Origin of the sequence: Gordonia crocea (assembly GCF_009932435.1) — a bacterium.
Lineage (GTDB): Bacteria > Actinomycetota > Actinomycetes > Mycobacteriales > Mycobacteriaceae > Gordonia > Gordonia crocea.
Genome location: NZ_BJOU01000001.1, coordinates 40,566 through 64,955, shown reverse-complemented (window position 1 = coordinate 64,955; position 24,390 = coordinate 40,566). Strand labels below are relative to the sequence as shown.

Genomic DNA, 24,390 nt, shown 5'->3' with positions numbered 1-24,390 from the left:
GGGGCGGGCTCAGTGCCGCGCGGACCGATCTGCGGGAGGACATGTCAAGAACGCATCCGCCGGTGTTAGCTTTCAAGGTTGCGGAACTTGCAGGCGAGCGCTCCGTCTGCTTGATGAGCCAGTTGTAGCCTCGGGTGCGCGCGTTGATGATCCCGGTGGCTATGGGCGCGGCGGTCGAATGGCTAGCGGGTTTCAACTTTGCTGGCGAGCATGCTGACAGCGGACACGTTCACCGAGGTGCACAGCGGATCTCGTGCATGCGTTGGACAGAGTTCCGGAAGTCCAGTGACATGTTTGGGGGAACTCGTCCAGTGATTGGAACGCCGCGCGACGAGGTCCGGGTAGGTGTCGGTGTCTTGTGTAAAGGTAAGAGGTCCTGACGCGAAAGGAGGCAGCGTGGACCAGCCGACGCGCCATCGAGTGTTGGACATAGAACACCGTCTTCGGGACCGGTTTCGCCATGCCCGCTTCGTCATCGAAACGAATCCCACAAGTGAGGAGATCGCCGAAGCGATCGAGCTGTTCGGCGTGGTGATGCTCGCGCGTCGGCGCGACTTGGAGCAAGCAGTGCTCGAGTGCGCTGGGATCACGGCGATGGCCCTCGTGGGCCACGCCTTGACCTCGTACGAGCGTGGGGCCTTCTGGGAGAGCTTCTGTCGCAGGCGAACCTTCCGGGAAAAGGCTCTACCCGCTCGTGAAAGAGCTCGCCGCCGACGGAATCCCCGTCACGGTGACGTGCCGGGTACTCAAAGGCTGAGTAAGTCGGGCGTGTTTTTCGCCGAGGACGATCCGCCCCGCTTCAGCTGACACGGTTGCGGTATCAGCGCGACGATATCGTTGAGCCGGTCCAGGCGTCGCAAGAGGTCATGCTCGAGGCCCGACTCGAGTTCTAGGTGGTCGCGCATGGTCAGTGAATACGCAGTGACAGGTATGTGCCGGTGACGTTCCGAGGATCGAGGCTTGCGAATCGGAACTACACGTGCGAGATCCGGCGGACCGTCGGACCGCCAGTTCAACACGCGGGACACCTTGTCGCCAGCGAATCGGAACCGCCACGTCACCGCCGCGCGGGAACTCTCGGTCAAGTGACACCTCCGCTTCCGCAGGAATTAGCACCAAATCTAGCAAGAAATCGAGGTCGAAGGGCTACTAAGGGAGCAAGTCGACAATCGGTCAGCGAGGCATTTCGGGTGATAGGCCGACGTCTCCTTCGCCCCATCAGCGGTCCGTGTCGGAAGGCTGCGATAGGTTGCTCCCATGGCCAAAGGCAATCAGGTCGCTCCGTCGACGAAGTTCGAGCAGACGCTGCAGGCATCGGCTCAGCTGCCGGGTGTGCAGATCAACCGGGAGGCCTTCCTCCGCAGAGAGCTGAAGCGATACTGCACCGACGAGCAGATCAAACTCGCTATCGCCACAACACCGGCCGAAGCAGGCGTAACACCTCAAGTGATCGACAAGATCGCCAACAGCGTGATCAAGTTCGAGACCGGCAAGGTGACGACACTTTCCACGGCAGCCGGCATCCCTGGAGGCCTCGCAGCGATCGGCACGGTCCCGGCTGATATCGCGCAGTACTATGGGCACCTTCTTCGCGTCGTCCAGAAGCTCGCCTACATCTACAGCTGGCCGGAGCTCTTCGACGACAGCGCCGACGGAATGGACTCCGCGACCGAAAGCATGCTCACGCTGTTCATCGGCGTGATGTTTGGCGTGAACGCGGCCCAGGCCGGCGTGGCGCAAGTCTCGAAGTTGATCGCAAGTGAAGTGGCCAGGAAGCTGCCGCAGAAGGCTCTCACCAAGGGTGCGATATATCCGGTGGTCAAGAAGGTTGCAGGGCTCCTGGGCATTCAGATGACCAAGCAGGTCTTCGCCAAGAGCGCAGCCAAGGTCGTGCCGCTGGTAGGCGCGGTTGTCTCGGGAAGCCTGACCTTCGTCACGTTCATGCCGATGTCGAAGCGGCTCCAGAAGCACCTCGCAACCCTTCCGCTGACCAAGCCCGGTCACGGAGTCACCGAGCAAGCGTCGAATCCGCCGAGCACATCCCCAAAACCAGCACCAACGTCATCTGCGAATTAGACGAGCTCATCCCACAAGCCAATCGCCGATAGCCTGCCGCCAGCCGCCGGTCACTTCAGCCCCTTCGTCGCCCGGTTTCACCCGCGCACTCGGCGATTTCCAGGAATAGATTCCCCGGCAAAATTAGCAGGAAATCATACCGAAACGCGGGCTACGGGCAACGCTCGCCTGACCATGTTTGCCCTAGTCAGGGCGATTCTTACGCCGTGATCAGGCTTGTTAAACAAGCGGGACCACCTTGCTAATCTTCGCTGCATCTCGACATACACCTAGATCAGCCGCGGGCCATGTCGACGAAGCGGCTCAAATGCAGCTGGTGGGCAACGGTGATCGTCGCGGTCGGGCCGTTGCGGTGTTTGCCCACGATGATGTCGGCCTCGCCGGCTCGGGGGTCGTCGCGCTCGATGGAGTCGGGGCGGTGTAGCAGGATGACCATGTCGGCATCTTGCTCTAGCGATCCCGATTCACGCAGGTCGGAGACCTGGGGGCGTTTGTCGGTGCGCTGCTCGGGACCGCGGTTCAGCTGGGAGATCGCGATGACCGGGACCTCGAGCTCCTTGGCCAGTAGCTTGAGCGACCGCGAGAACTCCGAGACTTCCTGCTGACGGGACTCGACCTTCTTGCCCGACGTCATCAGCTGCATGTAGTCCACGACGACCATCTTCAGATCGTGGCGCTGCTTGAGCCGGCGGGCCTTCGCGCGGATCTCCATCATCGTCAGGTTCGGCGAATCGTCGATGAACAGCGGCGCCTCGGAGATCTCGCCCATCCGGCGGGCCAGGCGGGTCCAGTCGTCGTCGCTCATCGAACCGGAGCGCATGTCGGCGAGCTTCACCTTGGCCTCGGCGGAGAGCAGGCGCATCACGATCTCGCTCTTGCTCATTTCCAGCGAGAACATGGCGCTGGTCAACCCGTGGTGGATCGAGCACGACCGCAGGAAGTCCATGGCCAGCGTCGAGTTGTGCGTCGGCACCATGGCCTCGCCGGCCAGGTACATGTGGTCGGCGTTGTCCACCTGCACGCAGCGCACCGGCACGCTGGGCACCGGGTTGATCGCGATGATCCGGCGCGACCGGGCCGGCCGGCGCAGCTCCTTGTGCCGGATCGCCTTATGGTGGACGGTGAAGACGTCGTCGTCGGCCTCAAAGCTCAACCAGCCCGACGACAGCCGCCGATACGAGTAGCCGAGCCCGGCGACCAGGTCGGCGACGATGAAGGTCATGTGCCGGGTGGCGGCGGCGACGGTGATCCGGCCGTCGTCTTCGACGACGGCGCGCGCGTCGAGGATGCCGGCCAGCAGGGCGCGGCGCTGGGCGATGGAGCCGCGCAGGTATTCGACAGGCACCTGCCCGCCCAGGTCGGCCATCAGGGTCAGCACGTCGACCGGGCCCTCGGCGTCGATGCGCATCCCGATCTCCGGGTCGTTGAACGCCATCCCGGCCAGGGCGCCCACCGTGTACGGACCATAGGCGAAGCGCCGGTTGGGCAGTTCCATCGGCGCGGCGTTGCGCACGACCACGCACCCGACATGCGGGCGCAGTTCCTCGGTGGTGGCGATGATCGTCCGGTCGTCGACCTGCGCCTCCCACTGGTGGTGGGCGTCGGCGACGAGGACGGCGCCGTCGTTGAACCGCACCGCGTAGCACGGCCGCTCGGTGAGGACCTCGGTGCTGGCGACGACGCGGGTCGGCTTGCCGTCGGCGTCGAGCAGTTCGTCGCCGACGGCCACGTTGCCCATCGTCGTCCACCCGGTGGGGGTGGGCAGCGGGGTGTCCAGGGCGAGTGCCTTGCCGACACCGGGGCGCGCCGCGACGATGATCATCTGCCCGGCGTGCAGCCCGTTGGTCAGCTTGTCCAAGTCGGCGAAGCCGGTGGGAACGCCCAGCGAGATCCCGCCGCGCGAGGCGATCGAGTCCAGCTCGTCCATCGTCGGCTGCAGCAGCTGCTCGAGCGGGAGGTAGTCCTCGGTGGTGCGCCGCTCGGTGACGTCGTACACCTCGGCCTGGGCGCGGTCCACGACCTCGGCCACGTCCTGGCCCTCACCGCCGGCATAGCCGTACTGGACGATGCGGGTGCCCGCCTCGACGAGGCGGCGCAGGATCGCCTTCTCGGCCACGATCTCCGCGTAATACCCGGCGTTGGCCGCCGTCGGCACCGTCGAGATCAGCGTGTGGAGGTACGGGGCGCCGCCGATGCGCTTGAGGTCGCCGCGGCGGTCCAACTCGGCGGCGACGGTGACGGCGTCGGCGGGTTCGCCCTTGCCGTACAGCTCGAGGATTGCGTCATAGACGGCCTGGTGCGACGGGAGGTAGAAGTCGCCGGGGCGGATCTTCTCCAGGACGTCGGCGATGGCGTCCTTGGAGAGCATCATCCCGCCGAGCACCGACTGCTCTGCGGCCTGATCCTGGGGGGGCTGCCTGCCGAAGTCTTCGTTCGGCAAATCCTCAGGCATCGGTTCGTGACCCTGATCTTCGGTCACCGACACTCGCCCACCCCCTTTCGGAACCTGGTATCCAGCCCCGGTAGTCGTCCTGAGCCGCGACGGCTCGCCTCTGCGTCTCTTGATACGCCACCACCCTGACAAGCGGAGCCGGCGGCGATGACCCTATCCGTCCGGCACCCGCCCGCGCGGGCGTGGCGATCCAACAACGGGGGAGATTATTTGGGATGGCAATCTCACTCAAACGCAGTTGTGGAAAGCGGTGTGGACAACCTGTGGATTGTCGGCACTTTGTCGAGACGGGTTGTGGGAAACGTCGGGGAAAACTCACGAGTAAGATTCATCCGGACGGGATAAACCCAGGTAGACGCCTATATTTCTTGTCCACACCGGGTGAGTTGCGTGATCCCCGGAGTGTCGCGCGCAACGCGCCGAAACAACCCTCAAGCAAACCTTCAACTCCGAGTGGGCGACGATTATGTGAACGGGCTCACAACAATCCGTGTATCCGATCCACGTCGCTGCGCATCGGCTGGGAATTATCCCCAGCCAGCCCGCGGTCCGAGATCTCGTGATGAAATGGCATGCAGCAAACCAAGGGGAGAACCAAGCATGAAACACGTACTCCAGTTCGCGCTGATTGCGATCGCCGTCGCCGGGTCGGCGCTCGCACCCGCATCGGCCTCGGCGACCGCCCCCGAACTCGACTTCGCGAAGTACCCGGCCGTCAACGCCAAGCGCTACGTCTCCTACAACTACGACAACAACGGCCGCGCCTTCTTCCGCGCCGGCGGCTACTACTGCTCCATCGGCCAGTACCCCGGCCGGGTCGCCTGCAAGGGCTTCGTCGCCACCGCCCCGGCCGGGACCCAGGGCGTGCTGCTGAACAACTCGCAGGGACCGTGGTGGATCACCCCGGGTGGTCTTGCCGCCCCGAATATCGACCTGGTGCCCAACGCGCACTTCCGCGCCCCGGTGCTGCCGGTGAAGCGCAGCATCAACATCTACGACGTCACGTGCGCCCGCCCGCGGACCCACGTGGTGTCGTGCACCTCGCGGGGTCGCGCCTTCGTCATCAGTCCCAAGTGGCACAAGTTCGTCGGGCCCGCCGACGTCCGCAATCCGAACCCGCCCGCGGACAAGCTGCCGAAGTCGTTGCGGTAGAACGCGAAACCCCCCGTCGGCGCGCCGCGCCGTCGAGGGGTTCCGCTGGATCGTCGGTGGGTTAGCGGACGGGCACGCGCTGGCTGCTCGACGTGACCAGTTGGGGTGCGCCAAACGGGAGATTGGGTGCCTTGAAATCGCAGCGGCCGAAGACGTTGTACGCACCGGGCGCCAACTTCTCGGTGCTGACCGTCAGCACCGGGCCCTTGCCGCTCGTGCGATAGACCTTACCGCCGGGCCCGCCCGGAGCAGCGTTGGAATTCTTCGCCTGGCGCGTCAGCGCGCAGGTGTAGGTCCAGCCCTTCCGCACCGGCAACGGCTTGGCAGTCATCACGATCGTTTGCTGGCTCGACCGGAACTTGATGGTGGTCAGTTCCGTCGGACGATAGTTCGGAGCGGCGTCGGCGGTGCCGACTGCCACGAGGGTGGCGGCGACACCCACGCCGGCGGCGAATAGGGCGGGAAAGGCGAATTTCATCTTCGTCATGCCGGAAGATTAGCAACGCGGACCGGCGGTGTTGGCCGGACGGTGGTAACGATTGCCCACTTCGGGCCTTTAAACGAAAGCCGCCGCCCGGGAAAACCCCGGCGGCGGCTGTTCGTGATGGGTGCGGCTTACTCCGCGACGACGGCAACCTCGAGGTTGGCGGCGACGTTCGAGTGCAGCTTCACGGTCACCGGGTAGGTGCCGATGGCCTTGATGTGGCCCTTGGGCAGTTCCACGCTGCGCTTGTCGACCGACGGGCCGCCAGCAGCCTTGATGGCGCTGACGACGTCACCGACGGTGATCGAGCCGAACAGCTTGCCCGAGTCGTGGGTCTTCACACCCAGCGACACCGACGACAGGCCCTCGAGGGCCTGCTTCAGCTCGTTGGCGTGCTCGACGTCGCGGACCTCGCGGGCGTCCTGCGCGCGCTTGATGCCTTCGACCTGCTTCTGCGCGCCCTTGGTGGCGACAATCGCCAGGCCGCGGGGCAGCAGGTAGTTGCGGCCGTAGCCGTCCTTGACCTCGACGGTGTCGCCGGCGACACCGAGGTTCTCGACGGGGGCAGTCAGGATGAGCTTCATCAGTCTGTCTCCCTTCCTGCTCAGCGACCCGTCGAGGTGAACGGCAACAGCGCCACCTCGCGCGAGTTCTTGACGGCGATCGCGATATCGCGCTGGTGCTGCACGCAGTTACCAGTCACGCGACGCGACCGAATCTTGCCGCGGTCCGACAGGAACCGGCGCAGCAGCGCGGTGTCCTTGTAGTCGATGACCTGGCCCTTGTCCTTGCAGAAGCTGCACGCCTTGGCCTTGACGACCTTTTCGACGCGGGGCTTCCGTCCCTTTTGCTTTGCCATGTATTACTCCAGATAGATCTCAGAAAGGTGGTTCGTCGCCGGCACCGGAGGCCGGGGGCGCGCTGCCCCACGGGTCCTCGTTCGCCGCGGGCTGGCTCGGCGCCGGACGGCCACCGCCGCCAGACGCGCCGAAGCCGCCACCGCCGCCACCGCGCGAGGCGCGCGTGACCTTGGCCGTGGCATACCGCAGCGAGGGGCCGATCTCGTCGACGTCGAGCTCGTACACCGTCCGCTTCTCACCCTCGCGAGTCTCGAAGGAGCGCTGCTTGAGACGACCGGAAACGATGACGCGGGTGCCCTTGGTCAGGGACTCCGTCACGTTCTCGGCGGCCTCGCGCCAGATGTTGCACCGCAGGAACAGCGCCTCGCCGTCTTTCCACTCATTGGTCTGACGGTCGAAGGTGCGCGGCGTCGACGCCACCGTGAAATTGGCGACCGCGGCACCGGACGGCGTGAAACGCAGTTCCGGGTCGGCCGTCAGGTTTCCGATGACGGTGATAACCGTTTCTCCAGCCATGTGCTTCCCCTCGAGGTTCGTGGTGTCGGTTGGTGCGACTCGTGCTCGACGTGCCGGTCCAGCCTGGGTTTAGCGCCCAGCCTAAGGAGCGGCACCGACATGTGCGAGCGTTACGCGCAGACGCGCACGCTCACTTGCGCAGGACCTTGGTCCGCAGAACCGACTCGTTCAGCTTCAGCTGACGGTCGAGCTCGTTGACCGTGTCCGGCTTGGCGTTCAGATCGATGACGGCGTAAATGCCCTCGGCGTGCTTTTCGATCTCGTAGGCAAGACGGCGCTTGCCCCAGATGTCGACACCATCCACCGAACCGCCATCAGAGCGGACAACATTGAGGAAGGTATCCAGGGAGGGGGCGACGGTGCGCTCGTCCAGGTTCGGATCGAGAATGACCATCAATTCGTAGTGACGCATAAGACCACATCACCTCCTATGGGCTAATCGGCCACGGACGGTCCGCGGCAGGAGGGTCGCCTGCGTCGGCAACCGCTCCAAGATACATGAAGACGGGTTGACCTGCGAAATCGTGGGGTGGGGTGCTCCGCTAACCTGTACCGCATGTCAAACGACGTGACCTTCGGGCCGCTGGACCGCACCCGGCGCGGCGAGGCGGTGCTGGCCGCCGTCGTCTCGGTGCTGTTCACCTGCCTGGCGATGGCTTGGAGCTTCCACGCCAAGGTGAAGTGCGCCGGTGCGCCGTTCAACGCGGAGGGGCGCTCGCGTCGCTGGCCCGTCGGCGATCCGCACGCCATCATCCCCTGCTACAACGACCAGATGAACCTGTGGTTGGGGCGCGACATCAACAACCACGTCTTCCCCTACATCCACGGCGCCATCACCGAGCACGGCCACCTCGTCGGCGGCTCCGTCGAATACCCGGTGCTCTCCGGGATGTTGATGTGGCTGGGGGCGATCGGCGCGCACACCGACCTGGACTTCTTCATCCATTCGGCGCTGATCCTGGCCCCGTTCGGCATCGTCGTCACGCTGCTGCTGGTGTACCTGGTCCGCTGGTGGGCGCTGCTGTGGGCCGCGACCCCGCCGCTGGTGCTCTACGCGTTCCACAATTGGGAGCTGCCCGTCGTCGCCACGTGCGTCGGCGGCATCGCCGTCGTCGCGTGGGGGGCCTCGCTCGACGCCGACGGGAACCCCCGACTGTCGGTGCGGACCGCCGCGGTATGGGCGGCGGTGCTGTTCGGCATCGGGTTCAGCCTCAAGCTCTATCCCGGGTTCTTCGTGCTGCCACTGGCCATTTACGTCCTCACCCGCGGTGGCGGATTCGTCAGCCGATTCCGGTCGCCCAAGGATGTGCCGGCCGACCTGGATTGGCGCGGCTTCTTCTACACCGCCGGTGCCGCGACCGCGACGGTCACACTCACCCAGGCGCCGTTCATGATCCTGGGTTGGGCGGGGTGGCGCGGGTCGCTGTCCTTCCAGGGCAAGCGCAAGTCCGACATCGACACCAACTCCATTTGGTACTGGGGCCTGCGCCATCTGACGGGCGGGCAGACCGATCTCTACAACACGATCGTCGGGATCGCGTCGCCGCTGCTGATCGTCGCGTCGTTCATCCTCGCCGTGTGGCTGGGCTGGCGGGTGTACCGCCCGGGCATGACGACGATCGGGGTCTACCCGTGGATCGGTGTCTGCGGTGCGATGCTCGCCGGGTTCATGGTGTTCCACAAGGTGCACTCGCCCCAGTACACGCTGTGGATCCTCCCGTTCTTCGTGCTGCTGAACGTGCGGTGGCCGGTGATCGTGGCCTACCTCGTCGCCGACCTGTCGCTGGACCTGACGATCTTCCGCCTGTTCGGGATCCTCAACAACCCGACCCACCCGCCGATGAAGTGGTGGGTGATCGGCGGGGTCAACTTCGGCGTGTGGGTGCACGCGGCGCTGTTGGTCTACCTGATCTTCGCCTTCGTCAAGGCGACACCGCGAGAGCCGTTGGCGTCGTTCGGCTTCCGGGTGCCGCAGCGCCGGGCGCTCCTGTCGGATCGCGGCGCGGTAGCGGTGCCCGCGACGTAGGCTCGACCCATGACGCTCTCGGATGTCGCCCTTGTCATCGCGTTGGTCGCCGCCGTGCTGGCGGCGCTGCTGCACGTCTTCATCTTCTACCTGGAGGCGCTGGCCTGGACCTCGCCGCGCGCCCGGGCAGTCTTCGGCACCAGCGCCGACGAGGCGCAGGCCACCAAGGAGATGGCCTACAACCAGGGCTTCTACAACCTCTTCCTCGCGGTGGTCACCATCGTCGGCGTGCTGTTCCGGCTCATCGGCGACCACGCTGCGATCGGTGACGCGCTGATCTTCGCGGGTGCCGGTTCCATGCTGGCGGCCGCGTTGGTGCTGGGCCTGTCCTCGCCGGCGCACCGGGGAGCCGCACTCAAGCAGGGGCTGTTGCCGGGGATCGCCGTCGTCGCGCTGCTCGTCGCCGTCCTGGCGTGAGCGACTGGCTCGGGGATGATGTCCTCGAATACGGGCCGGTGAGCCTGCGACTGCTGTCGTCCGACGATGCCGAGGCCTTGAGTGGACTCGTCGGCGATCCCGAGGTGTTCCGGTGGTCGCCGGGGGTGCCCACCAATGTCGTCGAGGCGCGGGACTTTGTGGACGCGGCGCTGCGGGCGCGCGCGGCCGGGACGCGGCAGGCGTACGCGGTGCTGCGCGACGGTCTGGTGGTCGGGTCGACGAGTTACTACGAGATCGATCCGGAATCGCTGTCGGTCTCGGTGGGCTACACCTTCTACACCGAGTCCGCCCAGGGGACGGTGGTCAACCCGATCAGCAAGTTCCTGTTGCTGCGCAACGCTTTTGATGACCACGGCGCGGTGCGGGTGGTGTGGCACACGCACGAGAACAATGCCCGCTCCCGCGCGGCGATCGCCAAGCTCGGCGCCCGCTTCGAAGGTTTGCTGCGCAAGCACCGCCGATTCGGGGACGGGTGGCGCACGACCGCCCAGTACGCGATGACCGATGAGGACTGGCCCGACGCAAAGGCGCGACTGCTCGAACGCATCGGATAGCTGACAGAAACGGCCGAGAATAGGGCCCTCGAGGGCAATATGCCCTCGACCCCCTCGGATTCGGCCGTTTCTGGCAGCAGTCAGCGGGGACGACGGTCGCCGCGGAGGCGATGGCGGTCGGCCCGGGTGAATTCGCGGATGTCGTTGAGGACTTCGCCCCAGCCGTAGACCACGTCGTCGTAGGTCAGCCGCATGGTGAACCAGCGCCCGACGAGAGACTTCCGGTCGCGATAGCGGTCGTACCGGTAGGCGTCTCGGTCCGCGGCGTGGAATTCGAAGCTGTCGCATTCGACGAGCAGCCGGCCGATCCGCAGATCGGCATGGCCGTGGAAGGAGGCGACTTCCGGTTGTACGACGACCTTGAACCCTTCGCCGCGCAACCGGACCCGGGCAATTGATTCGGTTCCGGATTGGGACCTGCCGTCGCATTTGCGCAGCATGCGCTCCACCGCCGGTGGGACGCAGGGCATGCAGCCGCGGAGTTCCTCGACGGAGACCGCCCGTCGCCGCAGCACCGAATCAGCAATCGCGACCCAGTAGTCCTCGGGGACACAACGGGCGGCACACAGCAGCGCGTGCGGGATGTCGTCGACCGCTTGGTCGACGGGACAGGGCCCGCCGTATCCGCGGCAAGACGCGCGCGCCGGTCCGTGGTGTCTGCTCAGGCGGATGTGGAGGCGTGTCTTCCCCGGCGGTACCCAGAGTCCGTGCTTGTCCAGGGCGGAGACGCAGGTCAGCGCGCCGCCCTTGCGGACCGCGGTCACCGCGTCGGGATCGGCACGGTCCCGGGCATACCAACCCCGCCGCACGGGGGTCAGCCTTCCCTCCCGGACCGCCCGCTTGATCTGGACGTCGGAGAAGCCGCGCCCGATCAGGGTTCTTCGTGTGTACACCCCGAAATCCATGTCCCTTGGACGCACGGAACCGGCTGGATGGTTCCCTCAGCTTGCCGAGGCGACCTGGGAGGGGGAGCGGCCCATATGAGGCGGCAGCGGCTCGTCGAGCTCCGCCGGCTCGTCATAGTGCTCCCACACAATGTGCAGGCACACGCCGACCACTGCGATGATCCGGATGACCACCGCCAACGGGTAGAACTGCGGCGGGAGCCAATGGTGGTCGGCGGCGAGGAACACCCCGGCGCGCGGCACCCAGGTCAACGCCTCGACGAGCATCCAGGCCATCAGGACGCGGCTCGACCGCACCGCCAACACGGCCAGCGGGACCAGCCACAGCGCGCTCTGCGGGCTCCACGCCTTGGCGACGATCAGCACCCCGGCAAGCAGCAGGAATGCCACCTCGTACACGGTGAACGGGCGGGGGGCGCGGATCACCAGCGCGGTGATCGTCGCGACGACCGCAAGGACCAACACCAAGGAAATGATGTTGACCACGGTCACGTTCAGGTTGATCTTCGTCAGGATGGCCAGCGCGCCGTAAACGCTGTCGGGTTCGGGGGCGCGCGCGGTCCAGAACCGCCAGTAGAGCGCCCAGCCGTCAGTCGCCCCGAACATCGGGACCAGGTTGACCACCAGCCAGGTCGCGAAGGTGGCGACGAAGGTCCGCAGCAGGCCGTCGCGGGACACCGCGCTCCCGGCGATCCAGGTCAACACGATGGCGAACAAGACCAGCAGCGGCCACATCGCCGTTGTGCACGCCAGGCCGAACAGGATGCCCGCCGGCCACCACCGCCGCCGGTCCCAGGCGAGCAGGCCGGTCATCACCAGCATCACGGTCAACAGGTCGAACGAGGTGAATGCGTGCACGACGATCACCGGGGACAGCGCGGCAACCCAGACGAACCAGCGCCGCTCGTCGGAAATCTTGACCAGCGCCCAGATCGTCACCAGCCAACACAGGGCCAGCACGATCGCGACGATGGTGAAGAAGACGACGGGGCTGATCGCCGACGGCACGCCCCAGCGCTCGTGCAGCCCCTGCCACTCACCGGTCAACCAGGCCGCGCCGTACGCGAAGAAGCCGATCCCCACCGGGTCCTCGAGGCGGTGGGTGCTGGTCTTGCCGTCGGCATGCTCCTGCCACGACGTCCAGTACGGCAGCCCGTCGGCGAGATGTTTGCGGGTATAGGTCGGCGGGATTCGGGTGAAACACAGCGAATACCACTCGCGCTGGTTGTCCCAGTTGAGGCGCTTGCCGTCGTCGGCGGACCGGTACTTGGGGTCGGTGGCCGACGTGGAGCCGCCCGCGGCGGACGGCTTTGCCGGGGTCTCCTGAAGGCAGGCGGTCTTACCCGACCATCCGAGCGCCAGCCCGAGTAGGGCGAGGGCGAACAGCACCCGCAGCGCCGACATCCGCGACCGGCCGATGGCGGCATGGCGCCCCACGGGCCCGCCGATCCGGGCCGAGCCGGGGGCGACGAGTGGGTCGTCGATCGACGGTGACCACCGTCGTACCGACTTGTCGTGGTCGGGTGCCAACGGCACGGGTGAGTTCACGTGACCCCCGAGCCCGTGTCAGTAGTCGTCGCGGTAACTGCGAGGACGCCGCTGCGGTTGCTGCTGGCGTCGCTGCTGCTGGCGCTGGCGCGGGGGACGACCACCGGGCGCCGGCAGGGTGATGCCCGGGGCGATGGTGATCCGACCGTCATCGCCCTCGCCGGGCAGGCGCGGCCGCTCATTGTCGTCATCGTCGCGCGACCGGGGCGTGTACTTCGGTGCCGGGGGCGCCTCGTACGGAACGCCGGCTTGACCGCCGACGGCCTCGGGCGTCGGGAGATTCTTGATCTCCTTGCCCTCCAGCGCACCGTCCATCGCGGCCTTCCAGATCTGCGCCGGCAGACCCGAGCCGTACACCGGGCCGCCCCACGGGGTCTTCAGCGCGGTGCCCTTGTCGGTGCCGACCCAGACCGCGGTCGAGAGCTGCGGGGTGTACCCGACCATCCACGCGTCCTTGTTCTGGCCGGTGTCGCCGAGCTGCGCGGTGCCGGTCTTGGCGGCCGACGGGCGCGAGCCCAGCGTCGGGTCGCTCAGGCTGTTGCCGTTGGAGTAGGCGGGGATCGGCGCGAGGGCGGCGGTCACGTTGTCGGCGACCTTGGCCTCGAAAACGCGCTTGCCGGCGTCGGGCTTGCGGTTGAACAGCACCACGCCGTCGTTGTTCTCCACCTTCGTGACGAAGTGCGGCTTGCGGTAGATGCCCGACGCGGCGAGCGTGGCATAGGCCGACGCCATGTCGAAGACGCGGGAGGCGTACTGGCCGAGGACGACGCCGCCCTCGGTGCCGCCGTTTTTCTCCTGCAGCGTGTGGGGGATGTCGCCGAAGCTCTCCGCGACACCGGCCTTGTGCGCCGCGTCCGCGACGGCCTGGGCCTGCCCGTTGAGGTCCATCATCAGCCGGTAGTAGACGGTGTTGAGCGACATCTTCATCGCCGTCGCCAGGTTGCACGAGCCGCAGGACTCGCCGTCGGAGTTGGTGACCTTCAGTCCGCCGGTGCCCTCATACGGCGCCGAGCTGTAGATCTTCGACAGCGGGATGCCCTGCTCGAGCGCGGCGACCAGCGCGAACACCTTGAACGACGACCCGGTCTGCAGGCCGGCGTTCGCGTAGTCCCAGCCCTGGCCGTCCTTGCCGCCGTAGTAACCGCGAACGCCGCCGGTCGCGGGATCGATCGAGACGATCCCGGTGCGCGTCGTCTTCGGGTAGTCGGCGAGCTTGGAGTTGGCCGCGTCGACCAGCGACTTCTGGGTCTGCTTGTCGATCGTCGTGGTGATCTTCAGACCCTCGGTGCGGACCTGCTGCTCGGTGATGTTGAGCTCGCCGAGCTCGTTGAGCACCTGGCGGCGCACCAGGCCCATCGGACCGTCGTCCTGCGTCGCGCCGCCCTCGTTGTACTTCACGACCTTCGGGTAGACCATTTTGGCCCGGTCGGCGGCGGTCAGCACACCAATGGCCTCCATGCCGTTGAGGACGTAGTGCCAGCGCGCCTCGGCGGCTTCTCGGTTGGTCTCGGGGTCGTAGTTGGAGGGCGACCGGATCGACGCGGCCAGCACCGCCGACTCCGCCGTCGTCAGCTTGGACACCGGCTTGCGGAAGTAGGCCTGCGCCGCCGCAGACACACCGTAGGCGCCGCGGCCGAAGTAGATGGTGTTCAGGTACGCGGCCATGATGTCGTCTTTGGTCCACTCGTTGCTCATCTTGGTGGCGATGGCCAACTCGGTGAACTTGCGTTTGTACGAGTGCTCGTCGCCGACGAGGGCGTTCTTCACGTACTGCTGGGTGATGGTCGAGCCACCGCCGGCGTCCTCGCGATTGGTGAGGCGCCCGACGACGGCACGGCCCAGGCCGCGCACGGAGAAGCCGGAGTTGCTACGGAACTCGCGGTCCTCGGCGGCGATCACGGCGTCCTGCAACGACTTGGGGATCTCGCTGATCTTGACGTCGGTGCGGTTGCCCTCCGGTGGGATGACCTTGGTCATCACCTGGCCGTTGGAGTAGAGAATGTTGGCGACCTGGTTGTGCTTGATCTCACCCGAAGCCGGCACGTGGGCGAAGATGTAGGTGATCAGAAACGCCAAAATTCCGACGACGGCGATGATCGGCAGCGCGGCTCCGACGAGGCCCACGCCCCAGGCGATGCGCTTCTGCTTGGTCTCGGTCGCATGCTGGCGGGCAGTCGCCAACGACTTGCTGGCCGCCGAGCCCGATTTGCCGCTTGAGCTGGGGGTTCCGCCCTTCGGTGAACCGGTGGAGCTGGTCATCTAGTCGCCTTTCGGTGTGCCGCGCGGCGCACTGTCGAATCTATGACAGGCCGCGGTCGGCGCAAGGATCACTTAGCCATTTTACGCGTTCGCGTCGGCTGCGATTTCAGGCCGGAAACGTAGGAGCGGACCAAATGGTTCCAATGGCAGCTGCGGCACACCTCGACGACGTGCACCGAGAAATCGGTGTGTTTGCGGGCGAGCTGCTCCAGTTCGGCGGCCGAGCGCGCCGACCCCGACGCCTGTCCGAGCCGGTCCCCGAAAACCCAGGACACCAGCGTCAGGTTCTCCTTGCGGCAAATCGGACAGGAGATGTCCGACGGGGCGCCGTGGAACTCGGCGGCGGTGAGGAGATAGGGATTGGCGTCGCACACCTCGCCGATGCCGATCCGGCCCGAGTTGACCTCGGCCAGCCGCGCGCGGCGGCGCAGGGAGTAGTCGACGACCTGTCGGGCCGCCGCCTCCCCCCACGTGGCCGGGTCCGGGCTGGGTGCTGCCATGGGGACGAGACTACCCGCGTGCCTCTCGGCTGCGGGGAGGTCGGTGAGGGTCGGGGTGATCCTCCCCACCGGAGTGGCATCCGAATATATCGGTGCGATACATTTGAATGCAGCATCGATCTGATGGCTCATCGTGATAGGCGCGACCGCACGGTTTCGTGCGGCCTAGAGGAAGGGAGAGGGTGTGCTCGAACTGGCAATCCTCGGACTCTTGCTCGAATCGCCGATGCACGGGTACGAGCTGCGCAAGCGGCTCACCGGCCTGCTGGGTGCGTTCCGGGCGTTTTCGTACGGTTCGCTCTACCCCACGCTGCGCCGGATGCAGGCCGATGGATTGATCGTCGAAGACACGACTCCCGACGGCACGAAGGTGCGTCGCGGTCGTCGGGTCTACGAGTTGACCGAGGCCGGCAAGGTTCGTTTCAACGAACTGGTCGCCGACACCGGTCCGCAGAATTACACCGACGACGGCTTCGGTGTGCATCTGGCGTTCTTCAGCCGCACCCCGGCTGTGGCGCGGATGCGCATTCTCGAGGGCCGCCGGCGGCAGGTCGAGGAACGGCGGGAAGGGCTGCGCGACATGCTCGGCCGGTCCAACCGGGCCGACGACCGCTACACCCGGCAGCTCCACGAGCTGAGCCTGGAGTCCAGCGAACGCGAAGTCCGCTGGCTCAACGAACTCATCGCGGCAGAAGCCTCTGACGCCGATGAATCCACAAGTAAGACAACGACGGCGAAGAAAGCTGCGTCGTCGAGAAGAAAAGGAGAGCCCGACCATGGGTGAGCCCAATAAGGTGCGTGTGGCCATTGTTGGCGTGGGAAACTGCGCTTCATCCCTGGTCCAGGGAGTCCACTACTACCGCGACGCCGACGAGAACGCGACCGTCCCCGGTCTGATGCACGTCAAGTTCGGTCAGTACCACGTGCGTGACGTGGAATTCGTCGCCGCGTTCGACGTCGACGCGAAGAAGGTCGGCTTCGACCTCTCCGAGGCGATCAACGCGTCGGAGAACAACACCATCAAGATCTCTGACGTTCCGCCGCTGAACGTCCCGGTCCAGCGCGGCCACACCCTCGACGGTCTGGGCAAGTACTACAAGGAGACCATCACCGAGGCCGACGGCACCGGCGTCGACGTGGTCCAGGCGCTGAAGGACGCGCAGGTCGACGTCCTCGTCTCCTACCTGCCGGTCGGCTCGGAAGAGGCCGACAAGTTCTACGCCCAGTGCGCCATCGACGCGAACGTCGCGTTCGTCAACGCCCTGCCGGTGTTCATCGCCTCCGACCCCGAGTGGGCCAAGAAGTTCGCCGATGCCGGCGTTCCGATCGTCGGCGACGACATCAAGAGCCAGGTCGGCGCGACCATCACCCACCGCGTGATGGCCAAGCTGTTCGAGGACCGCGGCGTCGAGCTCGACCGCACCTACCAGCTGAACGTCGGCGGCAACATGGACTTCAAGAACATGCTCGAGCGTGAGCGCCTGGAGTCTAAGAAGGTGTCCAAGACCCAGGCCGTGACGTCGATCCTCGACGGCCCGCTGGCCGGCAAGGTCTACGACAAGAACGTGCACATCGGCCCGTCGGACTACGTCCAGTGGCTCGACGACCGCAAGTGGGCCTACGTCCGCCTCGAGGGCCGCGCCTTCGGTGACGCCCCGCTGAACCTGGAGTACAAGCTCGAGGTCTGGGACTCGCCGAACTCGGCCGGCATCATCATCGACGCCGTGCGCGCCGCGAAGATCGCCAAGGACCGTGGCCTGGGCGGCCCGATCCTGCCGGCCTCGGCCTACCTGATGAAGAGCCCGCCGGAGCAGATCGCCGACGACATCGCGCGTCAGCAGCTCGAGGCCTTCATCATCGGCGCCGAGTAAGAACGCCGAGTACGAACCCCGGGCTTCACGCCCACCCGAGACTCCCGGCCAGTGCGGCCGGGGGTCTCGTCGTTTCCAGTCCCGGCCAGGGGTGCGGGCGACTGTGTTAGAACCGAACAGTGCCTTTCGACGCAGCGAAGTACGGGCCGTGGGCCGTGATCACCGGCGGTTCGGAAGGGGTCGGGCGCTGCTTCGCGCTGCGGCTGGCGCAGGCCGGGATCAACCTGGCGCTGGTGGCGCGCAAACCCGAACCGCTCGAGGAGGCCGCGCAACTGTGCCGGGAGTACGGCGTGGGGGTCCGCGTGCTGGCCACCGACTTGGCCGACCCGTCGGCCGCCGACCAGGTCGCGGCGCTCGTCGACGACGTCGAGGTGGGCCTGCTCATCCACAACGCCGGCGCCAACTCGCACAGTGCGGAATTCCTCGACGGTGATCTCGAAGCCTTCGGCGCGGTCGTCGACCTCAACATCACGACGCCGATGGCGCTGGTGCACCACTTCGGCGCGGGTATGCGCGAACGCCGCCGCGGCGGCATCCTCCTCGTCGGGTCGTTGTCGGGATACCTCGGCTCGACCCGCCATACCGTCTACTCGGGGGTGAAGGCCTTCGGCCGGATGTTCGCCGAGAGCCTCTGGTTGGAGCTGCGCGACTACGACGTCGACGTCGTCGAACTGGTCCTCGGCGTCACCCGCACCCCGGCGATGGCCCGCGTCGGACTGAGCTTCGACGTGCCGGGGATGACGGTCTCCGAACCCGACGACGTGGCGCGCGAGGGCCTCGACGCGCTGGGTTCCGGGCCGATCCACGTCATCGAGGCCCACCGGCGGCTCGCGGAGGCGCACAGCAACCCCGACCGGGCCGTGACGGCCCTGCGCAACGACCAGGCGATGCGCAAGCTGATGGCCCAGACTGAAGCGCACCGCCGATGAGACTGGGACTGTCGACGCCGATCGTCACCGCCCAACCCGGGCTGGTCAACGAGTGGGAGTTGACGGCCGGACCCGACGAGCTGGTCCGCGTCGCGCAGGCCGCCGACGACCTGGGCTACGACCACCTCACCTGCTCCGAGCACGTCGGGGTGCCCGCCGCCGATGCCGCCGAGCGCGGCGGGGTCTATTGGGACCCGCTCGCGACGCTGTCCTTCCTTGCCGCCCACACCCGCCGGATCCGGCTGGCGACCTCGGTGTTGGTCCTGGGCTATCACCAGCCGCTGGCGATCGCCAAGCGCTACGGGACGCTCGACGTGCTCAGCGGCGGACGTCTGGTGCTGGGTGTCGGCGTGGGCTCGTTGGCGCCGGAGTTCGACCTGCTCGGCGCGGACTGGGCGGGGCGCGGCGCCGTCGCCGACGAGCGGCTGGCGCAGCTGCGCGCCTGGTGGGGACGCGGATCGGTGGACGGGTTCACCGTCGAACCGCATGCGACGTCCACGACTCCCACGATCTGGGTCGGCGGCCGGACCCGGCGGTCGCTGCGGCGTGCGGTCGAGTTCGGCGCGGGCTGGGTGCCGTTCGGGTTGGGCGGGGCGCAGCTGCGCGAGTTCCTTGCCGCCGCCGAAGCGCCGTCGGGATTCGAGGTGCTGTTGTCGCCGGGGCCGCTGCTGGACCCGGCCGGCGACGCCGACGGGGTGCGCTCCCGGTTGGCCCGCCTGCGCGACCTGGGTGCCACCGTCGCGGTGTGCAAGGTCGCCGGCGACGACGTGGCACACTATTGCGACCAGTTGGCCGCGCTGCACGAGATTGCGGAGGCACTGTGACCGATCCGGTGACCGAACGGCTCGACCGGCTGGAACGCACGGTCGCGGCCTTGCGCGACCAGGTCGAGATCGGGCAGCTGATCGCGGGCTACGGGCCGCTCGTCGACGCGGGTGACGCCGACGCCATCGCCGCGATGTGGACCGTCGACGGCGGGTACGACGTCGAGGACTGGTCGATGGGCAGCCGCGAGGAGGTCCGGGACATGGTCGCCTCCGAGGCCCAACAAGGTTTGATCGCGCGGGGGTCCTCGCACTTCCTGGGCCCGGCGCGCATCCGCGTCGACGGCGACACCGCGGTCGCGGTGTGCGAATCGCTCCTCGTCGTCCACCGCGACGCCCGGTTCCTCGTCGCCCGGGCCAGCGCGAACCGATTCGACCTGGCCCGCGTCGACGGGCGGTGGCAGATCGCCCAACGCACCACCCGCACGCTCACCGGCGACGAACGCGCCCGGCTGCTGCTGGGGGCCGCCGCACCGGAGGCGTAGTCGTCGTCGGCCGTCATTCGCCTGTCGGCGCGGTGGCCTAGGTTTGAGCCATGGGGTTGTTCAACCGCAAGCGCGGTGGGTCGTTCGCGCAGGCCGCGGCGGCGGTGATCAAGCAGAACGTGGGGCACAACGGTGACCGATCGCTGCCGGACCGGGTGGCCGAATACATCGAGACCGGCGCGGGGGAATCGTCGGTGTTGGCGGAGATCGCCGCGGCCCAACCGGGCTACTGGACGTCGCAGTGGATGGATGACGAGCGCCGGGCGCGCCAGCGGTTGTATGCCCAACTCGACCAGGCCCCGGCCGAGCAGGGCTGGCGCTGGGCCCGGGTCACCGGCGCGACGACCCGGCACTTCACGCCGTCGCTCGAGCCGATGGCCGGCGGCGACCGGGTCGAGTGCCTCGTCGACGACCTGACCCGCTCGTATCACTTCGCAGTGGTGGACGCGAAGCGACGAGAGTCGGTACCCGTGCACTTGGCGACGCTGGAGGCCATCGTCGAGGCCGGCGGCGGGCAGCGCGGCGATGTGGTGACCGCGGTGTTCCGTCCCGGGCGCGGCGCCACCACCTACTCGACCACGCGCACCCTGGTGCGCACGCTGCCCGACTATCCGGCGGCGGTCGCCGATCGCGGCGCGGCGCTGGGGTCGCTCGCCCTCGACGCCCCGGGCGGGTTGCGCGCAGACATCCTGGACAACCTCGCCCCCGTTGCCGACGCGGCGCTCGCCGATTTCGCGCCCGCCGTGGCCCGCTACCTCGTCGACGGGTCGTCGACGATCCTCACCGCGGCGACGGCGACAGCCCGCCGCTGCCCGGTCGGGCCCCTGTCGGCGGCGCTGCGCGAGATCGCCGCCACGGCCAAACGCGGCCGCCAACTTCGCGCCCTCGATGCGCTGTGGCAGCTCGATGCGGCCGACGGCGATCGGGACTGGGCGGCCGACATCGTCGCCGGGATCGACTCGGATCCGGCCCGCGACCTCACCGCGTCGTGGGCGGCCACCGCGTCGATCCCCGACCCGACACCGCCGCCCCCACCGAGCGCACCGGTTGTGATCGACTGGTCGTTCCCGGTGACGCCGGAAGTCACGGCGGCGCTGCAGACCCTGCAGCGCGGCGTGAACAAGGCGACCAGTTATCTGAAGCATCCCTACTTCGACGATGCCGCCTTGGCTGACATCGTGCGGGAGTCGCGGACGCCGCAACCGCCTCGGCGGTTCCGGGGCGAATCGCGGTACATCGATTCCGGCGACCTCGTCGAGGCCTACGCGGCGACGCCGGGGGTGACCGCCGCGAACATGATCACCGTGCTGAACCGGCTCGGCCAACTGGTCACGTGGCGCGGGGAGGAACTCCACCGCCTGGCCGCAACGACTCTCGCCGATCTTCGGGACCGCACCGGGGAGCCCACCATCGCGCAGACCATCGCCATGCTCGACGGCCTCGGATTCAACGGGGCCGCCGTCGTCGCCGCCTCCGGGTGGGAAGGGTGCCTGTCCGGGTGGCCCGACGACGAGGTCGCCGCACTGGTCGCCGCCCACGTCGACAAGTACGTCGCCGTCGCCGAGAACGGCGGGCAGGACTGGTGGAGCGACAGCAGCACGACGGCGCTGACCCTGCTCGCGCTGGCGGCGCCGTTGCCGACCGGGGCCGCCGACGCGGTGTACCGGTTGGCCTTCGCCGGTCCGCGGGACCGGCGGGTCAATGCCCGTCGGGCGTTGGCCAACGATCCGCGGCGGCATCAACGGGTGGTCGCGGCACTGCGCTCGTCGGCGATCGACACCCGCGTGATCGCCGCGGAGTGGCTCGCCGAGTTCGGCACCGCCGACGACATCGAGGTCCTCGACGCCCGCTATCACGCCGAGCGCACCGACCGCGGCAAGGATGCGGTGCTCACCGCGCTCGCGGCGCTGGGGCGTTCGCCGAACCACTACCTCAACCGCGAAACCCTGTCGGCCCAGGTCGCGAAGTCGACAGCGCCCGGGCCCGCCTGGCTCGACTGGGAAGCCGCCCCCACGGTGCGGTGGTCGGGTGGCGGCGAGCCCGTCGACGAGGCAACGCTGCGCTGGCTCGTCGCGTCGACGGTGAAGGCGAAGAATCCCGAACCGTCGGTGTCGCTGCGCTACTACCTGGGCCTGCTGGACGCGGCCGATGCCGAGCGCTTCGCCGACTGGCTCCTCGACGCGTGGTGCGCACAGGAGAACAGCGTCGCCGACAAGGGGATGCTCGCGATCTGCGCGGCCGCATGCCGCGCCCACGCGGCACCCGTCGCCGAGCACTACATCCGCACCTACTACGGCTGGCGCGCCGCGCAGTGCAAAGCGCTGTTGGCCATGCTCGGCTGGGTTGACGACCCGTCCGCCGCGCAGCTGCTGCTGTCCATCGCCACCCGGTTCCGGACCGCGGGAATCCAGAAGACGGCCGGGGGACGGGTCGACGAACTCGCCGAACGCCGCGGATGGTCGTCGGCCGAACTCGCCGACCGCACCGTGCCCGATGCGGGATTCGTCGGCGGTGAGCTACTCCTCGACTTCGGCCCGCGCCGCTTCCACGCCCGCATCGCCACCAACGGGACGGTCGCCCTTTTCGACGACAACGGGGCGCGGCTGAAATCCCTTCCCGCACCGCGCATTTCAGATGACGAGACGGCGGCCGCCGAGGCCAAGAAGGCGCTGTCGGCGGCGCGTCGAACCGTGAAAACCGCGGTGAAGCAGGCCACCGAGCGGCTCTACGAAGCGATGTGTGCCGAACGGGCGTGGTCGGCCGACGACTGGAACCGCTACCTGCGCGGCCACCCTATCGTCGGGATCCTGGCACAACGCCTGGTCTGGATCGCCGACGACGGCACGGCATTCCGACCCCTCGACGACGGCACGCTGACCGACGTCCACGACGACGAGGTCACCCTGTCGGCGGGCGCGACGGTCCAGATCGCGTCGGCCGCCGTCCTCGACGGCGACACCGTGGCGCGGTGGGCGACCCACTTCGACGACTATGACGTCGAGCCGTTGTTCGGACAGTTCGCGCCGGTCTACCGCCCACCCAATCCGCAAGCGCGATCCGTCGACGACTTCACCGGCCACCTGCTGGGGATGTTCGCCCTGCGGTCCGCGGCCACCAAGCGCGGGTACGAGCGCGGGGAAACCGGCGACGGCGGGGTCGTCTTCGACTTCCAGCGCACCTTCCCGATCCTGGGGATCACCGTGACCATCGGATTCTCCGGCGCCCAACAGCAGTTGAACGACGTCACCGTCGCGCTCAAACAGGTGACTTTCCGCGACTCACGCGGCTCGATGCGCCTGGGCGCGGTACCGTCGGCACTCCTGTCGGCCGCGGTGGCCGACGCCGCGGCCATCGCCGCACTGGGCGCCTACGAGCCGGACTGGGAGGACAAGGTGGACTACGCATGACCGATCCGCAAGGCGTGCTGCGCGCCCCGGCCGAACAGACCTACGCCGGTGAACTGAAGCGATTGGCCGAGGCCGACGCGGGGTCTGCCCGCCCGTCGGGCTGGCGGCTGAGCCCGCGCAGCGTGCGCAGCTTCATCGTCGGCGATCCCGCACTGGGGATCAGCCGCAAGTTCTACGGCGACGACCCGCTCGTCGAGCGCGCCATCGTCACGCTGATGAGCCAACGCGGCCTGCTCCTCGTCGGGGAGCCGGGAACCGCGAAATCGATGCTGTCCGAACTGCTTTCGGCGGCCATCTCCGGTTCGTCGCAGCGGGTGGTGCAGGGCAGCGTCGGAACCACCGAGGACAAGATCGCCTACACCTGGAACTATGCGCTGCTCATCGCCGAGGGGCCGAGCGAGCGCGCCCTGGTGCAGGGCCCGCTGTACCAGGCGATGGCGGCCGGGAGCATTTGCCGTATCGAGGAGATCACGCGCATCCAGCCGGAGATCTCCGATTCACTTATCGGCGTGCTGTCGGACAAATCCCTGCACATCCCCGAACTCGGCGACGATGCCGATGCGGTGCTCGGCGCGCGGCCGGGGTTCAACGTCATCGCCACCGCCAACCTGCGCGACCGCGGGGTGAACGAGTTGTCCAGCGCGCTCAAGCGGCGGTTCAACTTCGAGACGGTGGCCCCGCTGGTCGATCGCACACTGCAGGCCCGGCTCATTGCCGACCAGACCGCGGGCCTGCTCGACGAGGCCGGCGTGCAGGCGCGCCTCGCGCCCGACGTCGTCGAACTGCTCGTCGACGTGTTCAGCGACCTGCGGTCGGGGGCGACGGTCGAGGGCACCGCGGTGGCCGCGCCGGCGGCGGTCATGTCCGCCGCCGAGGCCGTCGCGGTCGGGTATGCCGCCGTGCTCGATGCGCACTACTTCGACGGCGGGGTCGCGACCGGGGCACATGTGGCGCGCCAGCTCCTCGGCACCGTCCTCAAGGACAACGCCGAGGACGGGCCCAAGCTCGACCAATACTTCGACATCGTGGTCCGCGGACGGGCGAAGAAGTCGAAGACGTGGGCGGCCGCACTCGACGGCCACCGCTCCTCACGGGGGTGAGGGG

23 protein-coding genes are annotated in these 24,390 nt (G+C 67.7%); 13 read left to right on the top strand and 10 right to left on the bottom strand.

Going from position 1 to position 24,390, the window contains the following annotated elements; all coding sequences use genetic code 11:
• Window positions 1-396 precede the first annotated feature (396 nt).
• Together nbrcactino_RS17970 and nbrcactino_RS00295 are read left to right on the top strand one after the other, a co-directional pair.
• Window positions 397-807: a hypothetical protein gene (locus tag nbrcactino_RS17970; protein WP_186343275.1), complete on the top strand. Its 411-nt coding sequence runs from the start codon at window positions 397-399 to the stop codon at window positions 805-807.
• 450 nt (window positions 808-1,257) lie between these two features.
• Window positions 1,258-2,076, top strand: a complete 819-nt coding sequence (locus nbrcactino_RS00295; RefSeq protein ID WP_006896694.1) for a hypothetical protein — start codon at window positions 1,258-1,260, stop codon at window positions 2,074-2,076.
• Window positions 2,077-2,350: 274 nt separating this feature from the next.
• Here nbrcactino_RS00295 and dnaB read toward each other — a convergent pair whose 3' ends face one another.
• The gene (gene dnaB, locus nbrcactino_RS00290; RefSeq protein ID WP_186343274.1) at window positions 2,351-4,528 is read right to left on the bottom strand and encodes a replicative DNA helicase; all 2,178 of its coding nucleotides are present in this window, start codon (window positions 4,526-4,528) and stop codon (window positions 2,351-2,353) included.
• A 600-nt stretch (window positions 4,529-5,128) separates the two neighbouring features.
• Here dnaB and nbrcactino_RS00285 point away from each other — a divergent pair.
• On the top strand, window positions 5,129-5,680 hold the full coding sequence (locus tag nbrcactino_RS00285; RefSeq protein WP_161925550.1) for a hypothetical protein: 552 nt from the start codon (window positions 5,129-5,131) through the stop codon (window positions 5,678-5,680).
• A 61-nt stretch (window positions 5,681-5,741) separates the two neighbouring features.
• Here the strand turns inward: nbrcactino_RS00285 and nbrcactino_RS00280 are convergent, their stop codons facing one another.
• From nbrcactino_RS00280 to rpsF, 5 genes are all read right to left on the bottom strand, one after another.
• Window positions 5,742-6,167, bottom strand: coding sequence for a hypothetical protein (locus nbrcactino_RS00280; protein ID WP_161925549.1), 426 nt, complete (start codon window positions 6,165-6,167; stop codon window positions 5,742-5,744).
• A gap of 128 nt (window positions 6,168-6,295) precedes the next feature.
• Window positions 6,296-6,748: a 50S ribosomal protein L9 gene (gene rplI / locus nbrcactino_RS00275; RefSeq protein ID WP_161925548.1), complete on the bottom strand. Its 453-nt coding sequence runs from the start codon at window positions 6,746-6,748 to the stop codon at window positions 6,296-6,298.
• A gap of 20 nt (window positions 6,749-6,768) precedes the next feature.
• Window positions 6,769-7,023, bottom strand: coding sequence for a 30S ribosomal protein S18 (gene rpsR, locus nbrcactino_RS00270; RefSeq protein WP_161925547.1), 255 nt, complete (start codon window positions 7,021-7,023; stop codon window positions 6,769-6,771).
• 19 nt (window positions 7,024-7,042) lie between these two features.
• On the bottom strand, window positions 7,043-7,540 hold the full coding sequence (locus nbrcactino_RS00265) for a single-stranded DNA-binding protein (RefSeq protein ID WP_161925546.1): 498 nt from the start codon (window positions 7,538-7,540) through the stop codon (window positions 7,043-7,045).
• A 130-nt stretch (window positions 7,541-7,670) separates the two neighbouring features.
• Window positions 7,671-7,952, bottom strand: a complete 282-nt coding sequence (gene rpsF, locus nbrcactino_RS00260; RefSeq protein WP_161925545.1) for a 30S ribosomal protein S6 — start codon at window positions 7,950-7,952, stop codon at window positions 7,671-7,673.
• A 144-nt stretch (window positions 7,953-8,096) separates the two neighbouring features.
• Here rpsF and nbrcactino_RS00255 point away from each other — a divergent pair, with 144 nt between their 5' ends.
• Genes nbrcactino_RS00255 through nbrcactino_RS00245 form a run of 3 tightly spaced genes read left to right on the top strand, consistent with a single transcriptional unit; the run spans window position 8,097 to window position 10,558 of the window.
• Entirely contained in the window at window positions 8,097-9,566 is a 1,470-nt protein-coding gene (locus tag nbrcactino_RS00255; RefSeq protein WP_161925544.1) for a glycosyltransferase family protein, read from the top strand.
• Between the two features lie 9 nt (window positions 9,567-9,575).
• Window positions 9,576-9,983, top strand: coding sequence for a DUF1304 domain-containing protein (locus tag nbrcactino_RS00250; RefSeq protein ID WP_161925543.1), 408 nt, complete (start codon window positions 9,576-9,578; stop codon window positions 9,981-9,983).
• Complete coding sequence (locus nbrcactino_RS00245) at window positions 9,980-10,558, top strand: GNAT family N-acetyltransferase (RefSeq protein ID WP_161925542.1); 579 nt, start codon at window positions 9,980-9,982, stop codon at window positions 10,556-10,558. The genes nbrcactino_RS00250 and nbrcactino_RS00245 overlap by 4 nt, the downstream gene beginning before the upstream one ends.
• An 80-nt stretch (window positions 10,559-10,638) precedes the next feature.
• Here nbrcactino_RS00245 and nbrcactino_RS00240 read toward each other — a convergent pair whose 3' ends face one another.
• The 4 genes from nbrcactino_RS00240 to nbrcactino_RS00225 form a co-directional block, all read right to left on the bottom strand.
• On the bottom strand, window positions 10,639-11,451 hold the full coding sequence (locus nbrcactino_RS00240; RefSeq protein WP_228460584.1) for a hypothetical protein: 813 nt from the start codon (window positions 11,449-11,451) through the stop codon (window positions 10,639-10,641).
• Window positions 11,452-11,499: 48 nt separating this feature from the next.
• On the bottom strand, window positions 11,500-13,011 hold the full coding sequence (locus nbrcactino_RS00235; RefSeq protein ID WP_161925540.1) for a glycosyltransferase family 87 protein: 1,512 nt from the start codon (window positions 13,009-13,011) through the stop codon (window positions 11,500-11,502).
• An 18-nt stretch (window positions 13,012-13,029) separates the two neighbouring features.
• On the bottom strand, window positions 13,030-15,270 hold the full coding sequence (locus nbrcactino_RS00230; RefSeq protein ID WP_161925539.1) for a transglycosylase domain-containing protein: 2,241 nt from the start codon (window positions 15,268-15,270) through the stop codon (window positions 13,030-13,032).
• A 68-nt stretch (window positions 15,271-15,338) separates the two neighbouring features.
• Window positions 15,339-15,770 (bottom strand): DUF5318 family protein, encoded by a 432-nt coding sequence (locus nbrcactino_RS00225; protein WP_161925538.1) that lies wholly within the window; start codon window positions 15,768-15,770, stop codon window positions 15,339-15,341.
• A gap of 184 nt (window positions 15,771-15,954) precedes the next feature.
• Here nbrcactino_RS00225 and nbrcactino_RS00220 point away from each other — a divergent pair, with 184 nt between their 5' ends.
• The 7 genes from nbrcactino_RS00220 (at window position 15,955) to nbrcactino_RS00190 (ending at window position 24,386) form a co-directional block, all read left to right on the top strand.
• A complete protein-coding gene (locus nbrcactino_RS00220; RefSeq protein WP_161925537.1) occupies window positions 15,955-16,554 on the top strand; it encodes a PadR family transcriptional regulator in 600 nt (199 codons plus the stop codon).
• Window positions 16,547-17,641 (top strand): inositol-3-phosphate synthase, encoded by a 1,095-nt coding sequence (locus tag nbrcactino_RS00215; protein WP_161925536.1) that lies wholly within the window; start codon window positions 16,547-16,549, stop codon window positions 17,639-17,641. The genes nbrcactino_RS00220 and nbrcactino_RS00215 overlap by 8 nt, the downstream gene beginning before the upstream one ends.
• Window positions 17,642-17,760: 119 nt before the next feature.
• Window positions 17,761-18,570, top strand: a complete 810-nt coding sequence (locus nbrcactino_RS00210) for an SDR family NAD(P)-dependent oxidoreductase (protein ID WP_161925535.1) — start codon at window positions 17,761-17,763, stop codon at window positions 18,568-18,570.
• Entirely contained in the window at window positions 18,567-19,394 is an 828-nt protein-coding gene (locus nbrcactino_RS00205) for a TIGR03619 family F420-dependent LLM class oxidoreductase (RefSeq protein ID WP_161925534.1), read from the top strand. Before nbrcactino_RS00210 ends, nbrcactino_RS00205 begins: the two co-directional genes overlap by 4 nt.
• The gene (locus nbrcactino_RS00200; protein ID WP_161925533.1) at window positions 19,391-19,879 is read left to right on the top strand and encodes a nuclear transport factor 2 family protein; all 489 of its coding nucleotides are present in this window, start codon (window positions 19,391-19,393) and stop codon (window positions 19,877-19,879) included. The genes nbrcactino_RS00205 and nbrcactino_RS00200 overlap by 4 nt, the downstream gene beginning before the upstream one ends.
• Before the next feature lie 50 nt (window positions 19,880-19,929).
• Window positions 19,930-23,286, top strand: coding sequence for a DUF4132 domain-containing protein (locus nbrcactino_RS00195; RefSeq protein WP_161925532.1), 3,357 nt, complete (start codon window positions 19,930-19,932; stop codon window positions 23,284-23,286).
• Window positions 23,283-24,386 carry an ATP-binding protein gene (locus nbrcactino_RS00190; RefSeq protein WP_161925531.1) on the top strand — a complete coding sequence of 368 codons (1,104 nt, stop codon included), beginning with the start codon at window positions 23,283-23,285 and terminating at the stop codon, window positions 24,384-24,386. The genes nbrcactino_RS00195 and nbrcactino_RS00190 overlap by 4 nt, the downstream gene beginning before the upstream one ends.
• Window positions 24,387-24,390 lie beyond the last annotated feature (4 nt).